Origin of the sequence: Phenylobacterium sp. (genome assembly GCF_046291545.1) — a bacterium.
In the GTDB taxonomy this organism is placed as follows: domain Bacteria; phylum Pseudomonadota; class Alphaproteobacteria; order Caulobacterales; family Caulobacteraceae; genus Phenylobacterium.
Map to the genome: position 1 here is coordinate 504,742 of NZ_JBKBSM010000002.1, position 15,396 is coordinate 520,137.

Genomic DNA, 15,396 nt, shown 5'->3' on the forward strand with positions numbered 1-15,396 from the left:
AGCGTCACGATGTTGCCGCTTGTGATCCGAATGCACATCCGTCCGTGCGGCGAACGGCTCCCGCTGCTTATGCATCGTTCAACAGGGCTCCCCCACCACACGACCGCGCTCTACGTGCTGACCCAATGCCGAGCCCGACGGCCCAACACCATCCACCAGCAGCTGGTTGGCGTGCAGGCGTTGCTGCTCTGGTGCGCGGAGGCCGGAATTTCGCTCGAGAGTCGCGTTGCCTCGGGGACACTCCTGTCCCCCGCTGAACTCGACGGACTGGTCGCTGCGGCTTCGTTTCGGCTACCGGAGCGCTTCAGCGGGAGGGACACCTCTGCTCGCGTGGTGCAGATCAAGAAGCGCTCAGCCGCCCTCTCGCGGCAAACGGCTGCGAACCGCGTACGGGCTATCCGACAATTCCTGGTTTGGCTGACACAGCAGCGGCTGCTCGAGCTATCCGACAGACCCTCAGCTCAAGCCGCGTATGCTGTGGCCCGCGACGCTTTCCTGGCTTCTGTTGCGACGCGAACTCCAGGCAGCAACTGGGCGGACGACGAGCCGCGGGAGGGGCTGGAAGAGGAAGAGAGGCTCGCTCTCACCGATCTGGTTGATCCGCAGAGCTCCAAAAACCCATGGAGCAGTCACTCCGTCAGATTTCGAAACCACCTGATTATTCAGTTGCTGCTGGACCTCGGACTGCGACGGGGCGAGTTGCTCGCCCTGCGCGTTGAAGATGTGGACCTGCGGCGCGAACGGCTGAACATTGTCGCTCGCCCCGACGATCCGCGTGATCCACGCGCGAGACAACCAGTTCTCAAAACTGAAGAGCGGGTTCTCGCTCTTCCAAAGAAGTCAGCCGAGCTTCTCGCGGCCTACGTGCTGGAAATGCGGCCGGTCTGCGGCGCTGCACGTAAGCACGGCTATCTCTTCGTGAGCACGGCGGCCGGGAGTCCGCTCTCGGTCTCCTCGGTCGAGAAGCTTTTTCGCGTCGTTCGGAAAGCAGCAGGGCTGCCCTCAGACTTCTCCTGTCACGTGCTTAGGCACGACTGGAACGAGCGGTTCTGGCCGACATCTACGACTGGGACGATGGCGAGTATGGCGTCCTAAAGGCGAACCTTCTTGCCCGCGTGCTCGACTTGCCGATGCTCCGGCAGGGACTGGGGGAGAAGCGCGCCCACGCGCTGACGAAGCTGGCATCAGAGGAGGATGTGCCGCTGCTGCCCGCGGACACGGTCTGGAAGGCCTGGGCGCCGGCCATCGCGCAGTATCTCCACCGTCAGAAGCGACCGGCGACGGCCTGGACGCAGTTCTATGCAGACCTGGCCAAGCTCCGCGACCCGCTGCCGCACCTGCGCGGCGAGGCCATCTTCGTTGCCCAGGGCGGCAAGCTGGTGCCCGCCAACAACCCACTGGCCGCCGGCGATGGACCAGAGTTCTTCATCCACCAGGAGGCGGAGCGCCCTAACCGTCGACGCAAGCGACTGTCGGACGCCGCCCTGTTCCCCCCGGACAGCCTGGCTCGGAACATGCTCTTCTCAGACCCGCTCATCGGCTGGTCGCCTCAGGTGGCGCAGGCTTTCATCGGCGCGGGCCTGGCGAGTGAGTACAGCCTTCCGGCCGTGGTCTCCAAGCTCGGGCGGCTGGTAGGCAAACGGCCGCCGCATCTGCGTGTCCTGGCGGCCGTGGGATGGGCCTTCGAAGCCTGGAAGACCCACCGCACGCCGGAGCTCGAAAGCGCGTTGCGGGCCTCGAACCTGCGACTGCCGGCCGGCGCAGGGGGAAACCAGCCCGCCGGGCGCCTCCGGTTCTCGGCGGGCTGGCGGGACAGCCAAGGCGACCTCATCGCGGAGTTGATCGACGCGGCGGCGGCGGTCTCGCGAGAGATCGCGGACATCGGCGCCAGCGTGCTGCCGACGTGGGATGCCTGGCCGTTGCGGGAGCGAGGCTCTGCGAGCGAGTGGACGCAGTTCCTCAAGCACTGCGGTGTGCGCGACGGCCTGCCGGTGCTTACCCACAAAGCCGTCTCCGTCGAGAAGTGGCAGTGGGCGGGGATCAAGAAGGGCGACGGGCCGGAACTGCCGATCGAACGCACGCTCGGGGCGATTTGGCGGGTGGACGTCAAGGAGCAGCCGACTTGGGGGTTCCGCTACAATAGCGGGGCGTACAGCACCGAGCAGACGCTCTACGTGCTCGCCGGCCAGTCCGCCTACGCCAGCTTCCCGGTTCAGGCCAAGCTGCCCTACGCGCGGCTGATCGCGCGCTTCCTGCTCGACGCCGATACCAAGTATTTCAACACCAAGCTGACGCGCACGGCCGGCAATCCGGACACAGATCTCTGGCCGAGCCCGCTCGCGGCCTTCCTGCGACAACAAGCTTGGATGCCGCGGGCTGGGGTAGACGACCTGGAATGGGCACGGCCGAAGGACTGCTGGTACGCGCCGAAAGGGGAGGCGGACGTGCTGCCTCGCTTCGTCCAGCGGCTCGAGCGCGGCATGCGCGAAGCGCTGGATGGATCGGCCGCGCTACGCACAATCATGGTGGACCGGCTTGGTCTTCGGCTCTGGTCCGCGGAGGTGACGGCCGGGGACAGGGTTGCGGCGCTGGGCGCGGCCCTCGCGCAGGGAATCTCCGAGGCGGAGCACGACACGTTCCGAAAGGCCTACCGCGAGGCCTGGGAGCATTGGAGCGCGCTGACTAACCCGCCGGCGCTCCCGTCCGCGCTGGTACTTGCGGTGGACCTGGGCGGTAGACTCATCGCGCTGCCGCCGCCGGTGCCCGATCAACATGCCCCGCCACTGTTGGTCGGCGAGACGTCCAACCCGACCCTAACCCAGCTGCTCACGGTGATCGACCGCCCCGTCTTCAGCGCGCCGGACGGCAAGTCCGCGGCGTGCGCGGCGGCCATCAAGCGCGCGCAGGGCAGGGACGCCGAGCTGCTCGAGGGCGTCGAGCTCGGCGTCGAGGTCGATGGCCAGTCATTTGCGCCCTCGGCGGATCCCCCCCTTCTGGTGTCGCTGGGCCGGGAATGGCTCGCAGAGATTTCCGTGCTTGTGCTCGAGTTCAATACCGGTCTCACCAACCGCAATACGGCTCGGAGCCGGCAGCTGCTGTACGACGACCTGCGCAAGGTGCGGGTGGTCTCCGCTCAGGATGTGGCGGTCACCATCGCGGGCGAGCGCGGCGGGCTTCCCGTCGGCCTGGAAGGCGTGCTGCCCATCTCGCACGCTGATTTTCCGACGCTAGTGGTGGCGGAGGCACCGCCCGAAATGGACTGGGCGACGCTGGCCCGCCTGGGGAGCGGTCTAGCGCTCGCCATTGGCCGCCCTGGTCTGAGCCTGCAGTTCCGGGTGGCGTTCCTGGCGCTGTCTAACGCGCTGGCGCCTCTGCATGCGCCGTTCGAGCGACCGGACGACGCTCTCGTTGCCAGGGCGCTCGCGCAGCCCGTGTCTCGCGTGCGTGAGCTTTATCGCTCCCTACGCTCGACGACGGGGCGCCTCCTGGACGGCCTGATCCCCGCGGTGCAACTCCGGTTCGGGACGGCGGCGGCCGAGGCGCTCCTGACGCGTCGCGCCGAGTTCACCGACGAGGCGGACATCGCGGCCGCCCTTGTCACGCGCGGGGTTGCGCCGCAGCAGGTCGCGGACCTCATCGATATCTGTCGCGACGCCGACGGGCTTGATGATGTTCGCCAGCGGCTCGGCGCGGATTTGGTATCCTTCAACGCCGCCCTATCTGCGCTTGGCGGTGAATGGTCGCCGCTGCGGTTCGATGAGCGCCTTCGACGGCAGTTTACGACCCGCCAAGAGGAACAGCGCGCGCTGCTCGCCCAGACGGTCCGCGACGCCTACGTCGACCTTTTCGACGCCGATGGCGACCTGACGGCCTATCGCCGCGACAGCAGGTTGGAATGGATCACCTTCGACGAGCGCTGGCTCGAGACTTACGACAACCTTCCTGACGAGCTAATCGACGCGCGCTTCGCGGACCTTGGACAGACCCAGTTGCCCGCCTCCAACGCATCGGCAGACGACGGCTTGGAGAACCTTCGGCAAGCCAATCGCGCGGCCCTCGTCGCCAACCTCCCGGAGCTTCGACGCGTCGCCCGCGCGTGGGTCGCAAAGGAGCCCATGCTGCGCGGCTTGCCGCCCTCCTGGGAGGCCACGAACGACATGTTCGTTCGCGATGTTGTCAGCTCCGGCGTCCTCGATTTTCGACGCATTGCGACGGATGCTTGGCCCGCCGTCTTGGCCCGAGCGAGCGCTTGGCCGACGGCTATGCCCACCAGCCTGGACCTGGAGATGCTCGGCCTGATCGCCAGCGACCTTGAGCTTGAGGAGCAGCAGGAGACTAAGCGGCGCGACGCGGAGCTCAAGGCTCGGCGCACGATCGTTTTCGGCGAGATCGAAGTGGATGGCGGCCAGTCAGACCGCTTCGACCAAGTCGCCGCGGCGTTGCGCGACGCGCTGGCCTCTTCGAGTTTTCGCGAACGGTCGGGAAAGGCCGACCTCCAAGCGTTCGGTCCGAAGGGGCGCCGACGCCCGGGGCGTCGCGGCGGCGGCAAGGGCAAGGACCCTGAATACCTTAGCGAAGAACAGCGCACGCTGCTCGGGTTCGCGGGCGAGCTTGCCGCCTACCACTACCTCAAGCAGTCGGTTCGCGGGTTTCACGACGCGTGCTGGCTGTCCTCGATGGGCCGACGCTACCTCGGTCTTCCGGCCACCAACGACTCCGACGGGTACGACTTTAAGGTGCCGCGTACGCGCGGAGATCTCTACTTCGAGGTCAAGGCGCACGTTGGCGATCCCGGTTATGTCGACCTCGAGCGCTCTCAGGTCGCCGCCGCTGCTTCGATGGCCTCTGAGAAGCGTGGAAAGTGGCGGGTTCTGTACGTGTCCAATGTGCAGACACCCGAACTCATCGCTGTCTCGGAGCTCCCCAATCCATTCTCGGAGGCCGGGAAGGTCTATTTTCGCGAAGGGCAACATCAGGCAGTGAGGCTGAAACTGCGCCGCGCCAACTAACTTTACGCCTGGGGCACCGGCTCAAGTGGGAAGCAGCCTTCCCGGGCTGTGGATAACCTCTCGCTCTCTCCCCCCGCCCCCCTCTCTCACTCTCCGGGAGTCACTGTTTACACGCGGCGTGCGCGCGCCTATTGGCGCACGCCGCGTCGTCGTAGTTGTTGACGCACGGCAACCCTGCAAAGAACTGAGTGCAAGAAAAACAGCGGCTTACGCCGCTGTTTACGTGCTGAGGTCCGCATAACCGTTCTAGGGCCGGCTCGTCCGAACGCACGACGGCGGCGGCCGGTGGCCGCCGCCGCATGGAAATGGGCGCCCCGCAGGCTGACCTGCGGGGCGTCTTCGTCCTAGAACTCCAGGCGCAGGCCCACGCGCCAGACGCGGCCCAGCACGTCGTAGAGCGTGCGGTTGGTCTGCAGGTAGGCCGGGGTGTTCTCCGCCCCCAGGGAGGCGGGGTTGGCCGTCAGCACCGGGTCGGTGTTGAACAGGTTCTTGATCGAGATGTAGGCCTCGGCGTCGGCCTGACCCACCGTGAAGCTGCGGGTGACCGACAGGTCGTAGTAGACCGCCCCTTCGATGTCGTTCTCGTCGATCGTGTAGTAGGGCGCGGTCAGCGTCGGGCAGTTGCTGGAGCACTCGGTGTAGGCGTTGCTGATCACCCCGTCGCTGACGCCGCGGGCCGCCACGTTGATCGTCCAGGGATCGAGCTTGTAGGTGGCGGTCAGGCGGTAGACCCAGTCGGGCGTGCTGCCGACGTTGGAGCCGGCCTGGTCGATGGCGGTGACGCCGTCGTCGGTGATGTTCTCGATGTAGTGGGTGAACATCCCGCGCAGGGTGACGTCGCCGGCGCCGCGGCCGAAGGTGTCCTCGACGTTGAACCGGTAGGAGGTCTCGATGTCTAGGCCCTTGGCCGACATGCTGTTGAGGTTGTCGTAATAGAGGTCGATCGTGCTGAGCACGCCGTTCACGTAGTTGAGCTGGTCGCAGTAGCTCTGGACGTTGTTGACGTTGCAGTAGTCGGCCACGTTCTGGGCGGTGACGAAGCTGATCACCCCCTCGACCTGGATGTCGTAGTAGTCGACCGAGGCGGCGAAGCCCGGCAGGAAGCTGGGCTGGAAGACCACGCCCAGGCCGTAGCCGTCGGCGACCTCGGGCTCCAGGTCGGTGCTGCCCATCAGGTTCTGCACGAACGGGGTGGAGACGCCGCGGATGTTCACCGAGTTCGAGCGGGCCGTGCCGGTGTCGTAGAGCTCGCTCATGTTCGGCGCGCGGATGTCGCGGGACGCCGAGGCGCGCAGGGTGATGTCGGAGATGGGCGAGTAGGTGAGGCCCGCCTTCCAGGTCGTCACGCCGCCGGAGACGGAATAGTTCGTGTAGCGGACGGCGCCGTTGAACTCCATGCCCTTGAAGAGCGGCACCAGGGCCTCGACGTAGCCTTCGGCCACGTCGTACTCGCCTTCGGTGACCTTGTAGTTGCCGTACTTCCAGCCGCTGCCCTCGTACTCGGGCGGGACGTAGCCGCTCATCTGCTCCTTGCGCCATTCGGCCCCGAAGGCGATGCCGATCGGACCGGCCCAGCCCTGGATGTCGTTGGTGGTGAAGTTCACCGCCACCACGTCCTGCTTGAACTCCTGGGTGCGGGTGGGGGTGCCGAGGACGTAGTCGAGGGCCTCGGCGCTGGCGACGCCGACGCCGAAGCGGTTGAGCGGCACGCAGCCGTTGGTCGGGTCGGTGAGGGTGGAGCGGCAGACGATCTGGCCGCTGGCCGGGTCGACCACCGCGTCGGTCGCCAGGGCCAGGCGGGCGGTGTTCCAGGTGTCGGTCAGCTTCTCGAGGGTCTCGGTCTCGCCGTGCTGGTAGTAGGCGTCCCAGTCGAAGCCCAGGCCCATCAGGCTGAAATCGCCGTCGGCGCCGACCACGAAGCGCGTGGTCTCGCGCACGTTGTTGCTGCCCGAGGCGGGCATGTCGGCGTTGTTGGTGCCCATCACGAAGGAGGTGACCCCGGCCGCCGCCATCTGCGCCTTCACCGAGGCCGGCAGGTAGGCGTTGTCCGAGCGGATGGTGATGCCGGTCTGGGTCGGCTGGACGTAGTAGCTGAGGCCCTCGTAGCGGGCGTAGGAGGCCTGGCCGAAGACGTTGAGGTTGGAGGCGAGCTCGTAGCTGACCCGGCCGAAGTAGCTTTCGCGGTCCTCGTCCGGCGACAGGCTGTTGGAGCCGTTCATGACCGAGGAGGTGTATTCCCAGTCGCCGCCGACCATCCATTGGCCGGAGGTGGCGCCGTAGGCGAGCTGGCCGACCGCGCCGTTCACGCCGAAGTAGGTTCCCTTGAGCGGGCCCGAGGTGATCAGGCCGCCAGGGGTGTAGGCGGACAGGCCCACGTTGTCGGCGACGATGTAGTAGGGCTGGCCCGCCGCGGTGTTGGGATTGCGGATGGCGAAGTGGCCGGTCTTGTTCCAGTCGCGGCTGTAGTAGTGGATGCCGTCCTGCATCACCTTTTCGGCGCTGAACAGGGCGTGGCCCTTGCCGCCCGCGAACGGCCCGCCGGCGGTGAGGTTGAACTTCCAGTTCTGGTTGTCGTTGTAGGTGGTCTCGCCGTATTCCGAGGTGATCTTCACCCCGGTGTAGTCCTTGTCGAGGATGAAGTTGACGACCCCGCCGACCGCGTCGGAGCCGTAGGCGGAGGAGGCCCCGCCGGTCACCACTTCCACCCGCTCGATCAGCGACTGCGGGAAGGTGTTGGTGTCCACCTGGCCGGTGGAGGCGGAGACCACCGAGCGCTGCCCGTCGAGCAGGACCAGGGTGCGGCCGGTGCCCAGGGCGCGCAGGTTGAGCGCGCTGATGCCGGCGGCGCCGTTGCTGAGCGAGCCGGAGGAGTTGGCGGCGGTGGCGCTGCCCTTCACCGAGGGCAGGGTGTTGACGAAGTCGGCGATGTTGGCCGGCGCCTCGGCCTTGAGCTCCTCGGTGCCCAGGACGTTGACGGGCTGGGGCGCGTCATAGCCGTCGCGCACGATGCGCGAGCCGGTGACGACGATTTCGCTCACCTCCTCGGAGGTTTCGGCGGCCGGCGCGCCGGCCTCGTCGGCGGAGGCGGCCTGGGCGAGGGCGGCGCCCGCCGACATCAGGAGCGCAGCGGCGCTGACGGTGGCGAAGGCGTAGCGCCGCGCGCTGGGGACGGATCGGAATCTCGGGGAAACAGTCATCGCTTTCCTCGGCTGAATGGAGTGGCAAGACCTGCGCGCCGCGGACGCGATGCGAACCAGACGAACAGGCGAGCGACATGGCTTGCGCGCCGAGTAGGCTCGGCCCGCCATACGCGAACGGAATGGAGTTCGGCGGTCCTGGCCGGCTTGCGGCGCGCCGCGGCCGCTAGGCCGACCCTGGCGCCAAAGCTGAACCCGGACCGGAACGCCCCTCGGGCGTCACACTTTTGACCTGCGCGTCACCAATGCTGACGGTCGTCGCGGTGATTGACGTGCGTGATGAATTTCCTTGAGAACGTCAGAGTTCTCGAGCGCTTGCTATGTTGACCACACATGGAGACACCTTTGGCTTCTTACGTCCGATGCGTTGTCGTTTGACGATTGAGGTCGCTGACGCCCCTCCGCAACCGTCGATCATCAACCCATCACCGACACAATACTGTCGATTGCTTTGTGCGTGGCTCCTGGAATAGGATTTCGGAGCGGAAATCGTCTCTCTGCTGCCGATTTGCGCATTGACCTGGGGAAAGCATGTCGAAATTCGAACACGTAGGGTTGGACGCCATCGATTTTCAAATCCTCCGGGAGCTGTGCGCCGACGGACGCGCCTCCGACGTGTGGCTGGGCGAGCAGATCAACCTGTCCAGCACGGCGGTGGCGCGGCGGCGGAAGATCCTGGAGGAGCGCCAGGCGGTGCTCAGCTACTCGGCCAACCTGAACCTGCCGATGCTGGGATTCAGCGTGGTGGTGTTCGTGGCGATCGAGCTGAGTTCGCAGGCCGAGAAGGCGCTGAACGAATTCGAGCGCGAGGTCGTGAAGTGCCCCTCGGTGTCCTACTGCGGGTTCGTCTCGGGGGACACCGACTTCCTGATCATGCTGAACGTGGAGTCCTTCGAGGACTACGACCGGGTCTATCGGCGGGAGCTGTCGACGCTGCCGCACGTCTCGCGCATCCGCTCCAGCTTCGTAATCCGGGAGGTGGCGCGCCGCTCGACGCCGCCGATCGTCTTCCAGGACCGCACCTGAGCGGCCGGGACGCAAGAGGGGCCCAAAGGGCTGGGCCGGCCGCCGCAGCGGACGGCGAGACGCCCCGCGCCAAGGGGAAGCGCGGGGCGTGAGCTTGGGTTACTTCGTCGCCGAGGTGTTCGGGTAGGCGATCCCAAGCTGTTCGAGATAGCTCTTATATTTCTTGGGGTTGTAGTAGTAGGGCTCGAGCTTGGGCCGCATCTGGCTCATCAGGTCGGCGTTCAGGTGGATCGCCGGCTGGTCGTCCTTGCCGAGCACCGGATCGTAGGTGTCGTCCTTGAGCTGGACGTTCTGGAAATAGTCCTTGGCCTCGGCCAGCAGGCTGGGCGTGGTCATGATGTCCAGCACCGTCAGGGACACCGCCTTGGCGCCGGCGACCGCGCCCTTGTGGGCGATCGGCGTGGCCATGGCGATCGCGGCGGTGACGTTGTGGCCGATGGTGTTGGGGATGTTGGACGGGAAGCGAATGGTGATGGTGGGCACCGTCCACATGATGTCGCCGATGTCGTCCGAGCCGCCGCCCATGGACGGGCCGCGGGTGGCGGGCGTCGACAGGGGGGTGAGTTCGGTGCGCAGGGGCTCGATCTTCAGGCCGTTGGCTTCCTGCACCGCGCGGGCGAAGGCCTGGTCGTCGTCGCTCCACTTCGGCATGCCGACGAGCTCGATGTTCTTGTAGGCGGCTTCGGCCAGGGGCTTGTTGGAGTAGTTCGGGGCGGCGTAGCCGAGCACCCGCCGCTCGACGGTGGTGCCGGTGGCCATGGCCGCGGCCTCGGCGATGGTGTTGCCGGTCTCGTAGAGGCTGCGGATCGACTTGAAGTTCTGCTCGCGGAAGTAATACCAGACCGAAGCCACGTCGGGCACGACGTTGGGCTGGCCGCCGCCGTTGGAGATGACGTAGTGCGAGCGCTGGGTCAGCGGCAGGTGCTCGCGCCGGAAGTTCCAGGCCACGTCCATGATCTCGACCGCGTCGAGCGCGCTGCGGCCGGCCCAGGGCGCGCCGGCCCCGTGGGCGGTCTTGCCGTGGAAGGTGTACTCCACCGAGACCATGCCGTTGTTGCCGCCGGGGCCCCAGGCGGTGGAGAAATCGTTGCTGACGTGGGTGAAGATGGTGGCGTCCACGTCCTTGAACAGGCCGGCGCGCACGTAATAGGCCTTGGTGGCCAGGAGCTCCTCGGCGACGCCCGGCCAGAGCATCAGGGTGCCAGGGATCTTCTCCTTCTGCATCACGTCCTTGGTGGCCAGGGCCGCGGCCACGATCAGCGGCATGCCGGCGTTGTGGCCCTCGCCGTGGCCGGGCGCGCCGGGCACCATCGGCTTGACCTGCGGCGAGCCGGGGGTCTGCGACAGGCCGAGCAGGCCGTCGATGTCGCTGCCCAGGGCGATCTTCGGGCCGCCGGTCCCGTTGGTCCAGGTGGCGGTCCAGGCGGTGGGGATGCCGGCGACGCCGCGCTCGATCTTGAAGCCGTTCTTCTCGAGGATGCCGGTGAGGTACTCGGAGGTCTTGAACTCCTGGAAGCCCGGCTCGGCGAAGCTGAACACCGAGTCCACCATCTCCTGGACCAGCTTGGCCCGCGCATCGACGCCGGCGATCGCCGCCTGCTTCATCTCAGGCGAGGCTTCGGCGTGCGCCAGCGCCCCCGGAAGGCACAGGGCCGTGGCCATCAAAAGAACGGATAAGGGCCTCTTCCTGCGCGCGCCCATCGTGATCATCCCCATAGTCCCGCTTTCTGGTTCCCCGCGCCGGCGCGTTCGCCGATCGCCAAGTGGTGGTCGAAATAGGTCAGTCTTCAGACGTCAAAGTACGGCGTTTCAAGCTCATGACCAGCAGACCGATCAAGAATGCGGCGCCCATGAGAGATCATCGCGTCACAACCGGCTGCTGCAGTACTTTCCGACCCGCTGGAGGATCGCCCCGGCTCCGAGTGACGCAGGATTTCTGCGTGAAAACCTCTATTCCGGTTTGAAATCCATCAGATCAAGGCCAGCGCACCATAGATTTCGGCGCGTGTAAACGCCGCCGCAGGGAAACGGCGGGGAATCTGCGGGATCGGCGATTCCGCAGGCTTATTGGTCATCGGGCGGTCACGAAGAGGGCGCTTGCGCCCAGGGGCGACGCAAGGCGGCCTCGATCGGGGGGCGGGATCAGTCCGCCTTGGGCTCGGGCGGGCAGGTGTCGGCGATGCGGCGCGCCTCGGTGCTGGCGCGGCCGGAGATGGGAATGCCGGCGAAGTCGGTGGCCACCGTGGCTGTCAGCTTGAAGGTGGTGGCCGTGAAGGAGCCTTCGCCGGAGACCGCGACCTTGCGGCCCTTCTTGGAGACGCAGGTCCCGCGCAGGAGGATCTTGCCGTTGGCGAACGACTTGACCGGATAGGTGCAGGTGTAGTGCCGATTGCTCGGCCCCATCATGAACTTGGCCACTTCCTCGGGCGTGATGCAGCGCTTCTCCACCTCCTTGGTGCGGATCGGCGAGAGCAGGCGGTTGGTGCTTTCCCAATAGCCCGGCAGGATCGAGTCGGCCGCGGCGGCGGGGCCGGCGACGGCGCAGAAGGACAGCAGCAACAACAGCTTGGACTTCATCTTGCGTCCTTTTTCGGAGGCCTTGGTCCTCCGGGTGGATTCGTTTCAGCCTAGATGGAGGCGAAGGCGTCCGGCTCCAAGTGCGCGCATGCGCCACAAGCCGCCCTACGCCGCCGGCCCCGCCCCGGACAAGGCCTTCGCCCGGGCCCGGGAGGGGAGGCGGCGCGCGCGACGGGGCGCGGACCGGCGTCAGCCGCCGGAGATGGCCGCGCAGGCCACCCGCGCCCCGGCGCCGCCGATCGGCTGCGTCATGTAGTCGTCGGGCGAGGCGTGGATGATCACGGCCGAGCCGTCCGCGTCCAGGAGGGCCGGGCGCCCGCCGGCGCCGCCGACCGAGACGAACGGCGAGAAGATCTCGACCATGCCCTTGCCGTCGGCGCCGACGTAGAGGTTGGGCAGGTCCCCGGAATCGTTGGCGTCCGGATTGAGCAGGCCGTGGACGATGCTCGGCTGGGTGTGCACGTGGGTCCCGGCCGAGGTGAAGTCCGACTTCGAGCAGTCGCCCTTCTCGTGGAAGTGCAGGCCGTGCCAGCCGGGGGTCAGGCCCTGGACCTCCAGGTGCAGCATCACGCCCTTGGGCGCCTCGGTGACCTTGAGCGTCCCGATCTGCTCGCCGGCGTTGTTCTGGAGCTTGCCTTCCACGACCTTGGGCGCGTCGGCGGCGACCGCCATGGTCGCGACTGCGGCGGAGGCGAGCGCAAGGGCGAGGATCTTCATCGGGAGGGCTCCTTATTCATCGGGGAAAGTTGGCGTAGCCGCCTTGGCGATGTTAACAACGCACAGGACGTTTTTGTGTCCGATTCTGACGGCTAATTCCTTCCCTTGACCGACGAGAACACCACTCCTCCGGACGACGGCCGGCGCGGGGGCGTCGCCCCTGTCGCCATCGAGGACGAGCTGAGGCGCTCCTACCTCGACTACGCCATGAGCGTTATCGTGAGCCGGGCGCTGCCCGACGTGCGCGACGGCCTGAAGCCCGTGCACCGGCGCATCCTGTTTTCGATGAACGAGCAGGGCCACACTCCCGACCGCGGCTATGTGAAATCCGCCCGCGTCGTCGGCGACGTGATGGGTAAGTACCACCCGCACGGGGACCTGGCGATCTACGACACCCTGGTGCGCATGGCCCAGCCCTTCTCCATGGGGCTGTTGCTGATCGACGGCCAGGGCAACTTCGGCTCGGTGGACAACGATCCGCCGGCGGCCATGCGCTACACCGAGTGCCGGCTGTCGAAGGCCTCGATGTCGATCCTGGCCGACCTCGACAAGAACACGGTCGACTTCAAGGACAACTACGACGGCTCGGAAAGCGAGCCGGTGGTCCTGCCCTCGCGCATCCCCAACCTGCTGGTGAACGGCGCCGGCGGCATCGCCGTGGGCATGGCGACCAACATCCCGCCGCACAACCTGGGCGAGGTGGTCGACGCCTGCCTGGCGCTGATCGACAATCCCGAGATCGGCCTCGACGAGCTATTGGACATCGTGCCGGGCCCAGACTTCCCCACCGGCGGGGAGATCATCGGGCGCACCGGCGCGCGCCAGGCGCTGATGACCGGCCGCGGCTCGGTGGTGATGCGCGGCAAGGCGAGCATCGAGGAGGTGCGCAAGGACCGCGAGGCGATCGTGGTCACCGCCATCCCCTATCAGGTGAACAAGGCCGCCCTGGTCGAGCGGATCGCCGAACTGGTGCGCGAGAAGCGCATCGAGGGCGTGGCCGACCTGCGCGACGAGAGCGACCGGGACGGCATGCGCGTGGTGGTCGAGCTGAAGCGCGACGCCTCGCCCGACGTGGTGCTGAACCAGCTCTACCGCTTCACGCCGCTGCAGACCTCGTTCGGCGTGAACATGCTGGCGATCAACCGCGGCCGGCCCGTGCAGATGGGCCTGCGCGAGATGGTCGAGGCCTTCGTCGAGTTCCGCGAGGAAGTCGTCGTCCGGCGCACCAAGTTCGAGCTCTCCAAGGCGCGGGACCGCGGGCACGTGTTGGTGGGCCTGGCGATCGCCGTGGCCAACATCGACGAGGTGATCCACATCATCCGCTCGTCCAAGGACCCGGCCGAGGCGCGCGAGCGCCTGGTGGCCAAGCCCTGGCCGGCGGGCGACATGATGGCCCTGATCGACCTGATCGCCGATCCGCGCACCGTCCTGGTGGACGGCGACAAGGTGCGGCTGACCGAGGAGCAGGCGCGCGCCATCCTGGCCCTGACCCTGTCGCGGCTGACAGGCCTGGGCCGCGACGAGATCTTCGGCGAGGCGCGGGAGCTGGCGGCCACGATCCAGGGCCACCTGGACCTGCTGTCCAGCCGCGACCGCATCATGGCGGTGGTGCGCGAGGAGCTGGTGGAGGTGAGGGCGGCCTTCGCCGTGCCGCGCCGCACCGAGATCGTCGAGGGCGACGCCGACGTCGAGGACGAGGACCTGATCGCCCGCGAGGACATGGTCGTCACCGTCACCCACGGCGGCTATGTGAAGCGCACGCCCCTGGCCGCCTATCGCACCCAGCATCGGGGCGGCAAGGGCCGCTCGGGCATGGCCACCAAGGACGAGGACGCCGTCACCCGCGTGTTCTCGGCCAACACCCATGCGCCGGTGCTGTTCTTCTCCTCGGCGGGCAAGGTCTATCGCCTGAAGGTCTGGCGCCTGCCGGTGGGCACGCCGAGCTCGCGGGGCAAGGCCTTCGTCAACCTGCTGCCGATCGAACACGGGGACACCATCACCTCGATCCTGCCGCTGCCGGAGGACGAGGCGACCTGGGACCAGTTCGACGTGATGTTCGCGACCCGCTCGGGCAACGTGCGGCGCAACAAGCTGTCTGACTTCGCCCAGATCAACCGCAACGGCAAGATCGCCATGAAGCTGGACGAGGGCGACGCCATCGTCGGGGTGGCGGTCTGCAACGCGGCGGTCAACGACGTGCTGCTGACCACGGCTCTGGGCCGCTGCATCCGCTTCGCCGTGGACGAGGTCCGGGTGTTCGCGGGCCGTGAATCGACCGGCGTGCGCGGCATCCGCCTGGCGGACGGCGACCAGGTGATCTCCATGGCGATCCTGCGCTCGGTGGGCGCGACGCCGGCGGAGCGGGCGGCCTATCTGAAGCACGCCAACGCCATGCGCGCGGCCGCCAGCGGCGAGGCCGAGGCCGAGGAGCTGGCCGTCGCCGAGGAGGAGGACGCCGAGGCCGAGGCCGAGGGCGTGGCGCCTCTGAGCGTCGAGCGCATCGCCGAACTGGGCGCGGCCGAGGAGCTGATCCTGACCGTGTCCACCGAGGGCTTCGGCAAGCGCAGCTCGGCCTACGACTTCCGCCGGACCGGCCGGGGTGGCCAGGGCCTGATGGCCCAGGATCTGACCAAGCGCGGCGGGCGGCTGGCGGCCTCGTTCCCGGTGGAGGAGACCGACGAGATCCTGCTGGTGACCGACCAGGGCCAACTGATCCGCACCCCGGTCAGCCAGGTGCGGATCGCCGGGCGCAACACCCAGGGCGTGACCATCTTCCGCACCGCCGCGGACGAGCACGTGGTGTCGGTGGAGCGGCTGGCCGACGCCGGCGGCGAGGCGGAGGCGCCGGGCGAGGAGGCCTGAGGGGACCG

8 protein-coding genes are annotated in these 15,396 nt (G+C 67.4%); 4 read left to right on the plus strand and 4 right to left on the minus strand.

What is annotated here, in order from left to right; translation table 11 throughout:
* Positions 1-9 precede the first annotated feature (9 nt).
* A complete protein-coding gene (locus ACK4YQ_RS08965; protein WP_409610480.1) occupies positions 10-1,095 on the plus strand; it encodes a tyrosine-type recombinase/integrase in 1,086 nt (361 codons plus the stop codon).
* A gap of 35 nt (positions 1,096-1,130) precedes the next feature.
* Entirely contained in the window at positions 1,131-5,009 is a 3,879-nt protein-coding gene (locus ACK4YQ_RS08970; protein WP_409610482.1) for a hypothetical protein, read from the plus strand.
* Between the two features lie 344 nt (positions 5,010-5,353).
* Here the strand turns inward: ACK4YQ_RS08970 and ACK4YQ_RS08975 are convergent, their stop codons facing one another.
* Entirely contained in the window at positions 5,354-8,206 is a 2,853-nt protein-coding gene (locus ACK4YQ_RS08975; protein ID WP_409610484.1) for a TonB-dependent receptor plug domain-containing protein, read from the minus strand.
* 531 nt (positions 8,207-8,737) lie between these two features.
* Between ACK4YQ_RS08975 and ACK4YQ_RS08980 the strand changes: the two genes are divergently transcribed.
* Complete coding sequence (locus tag ACK4YQ_RS08980; RefSeq protein ID WP_409610486.1) at positions 8,738-9,232, plus strand: Lrp/AsnC family transcriptional regulator; 495 nt, start codon at positions 8,738-8,740, stop codon at positions 9,230-9,232.
* Between the two features lie 99 nt (positions 9,233-9,331).
* Here ACK4YQ_RS08980 and ACK4YQ_RS08985 read toward each other — a convergent pair whose 3' ends face one another.
* The 3 genes from ACK4YQ_RS08985 to sodC all read right to left on the minus strand — a co-directional run bounded on the left by ACK4YQ_RS08985 (position 9,332) and on the right by sodC (position 12,526).
* Entirely contained in the window at positions 9,332-10,894 is a 1,563-nt protein-coding gene (locus tag ACK4YQ_RS08985) for an amidohydrolase (RefSeq protein WP_409610488.1), read from the minus strand.
* A 480-nt stretch (positions 10,895-11,374) separates the two neighbouring features.
* Positions 11,375-11,809: a DUF3617 domain-containing protein gene (locus ACK4YQ_RS08990; protein ID WP_409610490.1), complete on the minus strand. Its 435-nt coding sequence runs from the start codon at positions 11,807-11,809 to the stop codon at positions 11,375-11,377.
* Positions 11,810-11,998: 189 nt separating this feature from the next.
* Positions 11,999-12,526: a superoxide dismutase[Cu-Zn] gene (sodC, locus tag ACK4YQ_RS08995; RefSeq protein WP_409610492.1), complete on the minus strand. Its 528-nt coding sequence runs from the start codon at positions 12,524-12,526 to the stop codon at positions 11,999-12,001.
* A gap of 105 nt (positions 12,527-12,631) precedes the next feature.
* Here sodC and gyrA point away from each other — a divergent pair, with 105 nt between their 5' ends.
* Positions 12,632-15,388, plus strand: coding sequence for a DNA gyrase subunit A (gene gyrA / locus ACK4YQ_RS09000; protein WP_409610494.1), 2,757 nt, complete (start codon positions 12,632-12,634; stop codon positions 15,386-15,388).
* The last annotated feature ends 8 nt before the right edge of the window (positions 15,389-15,396 follow it).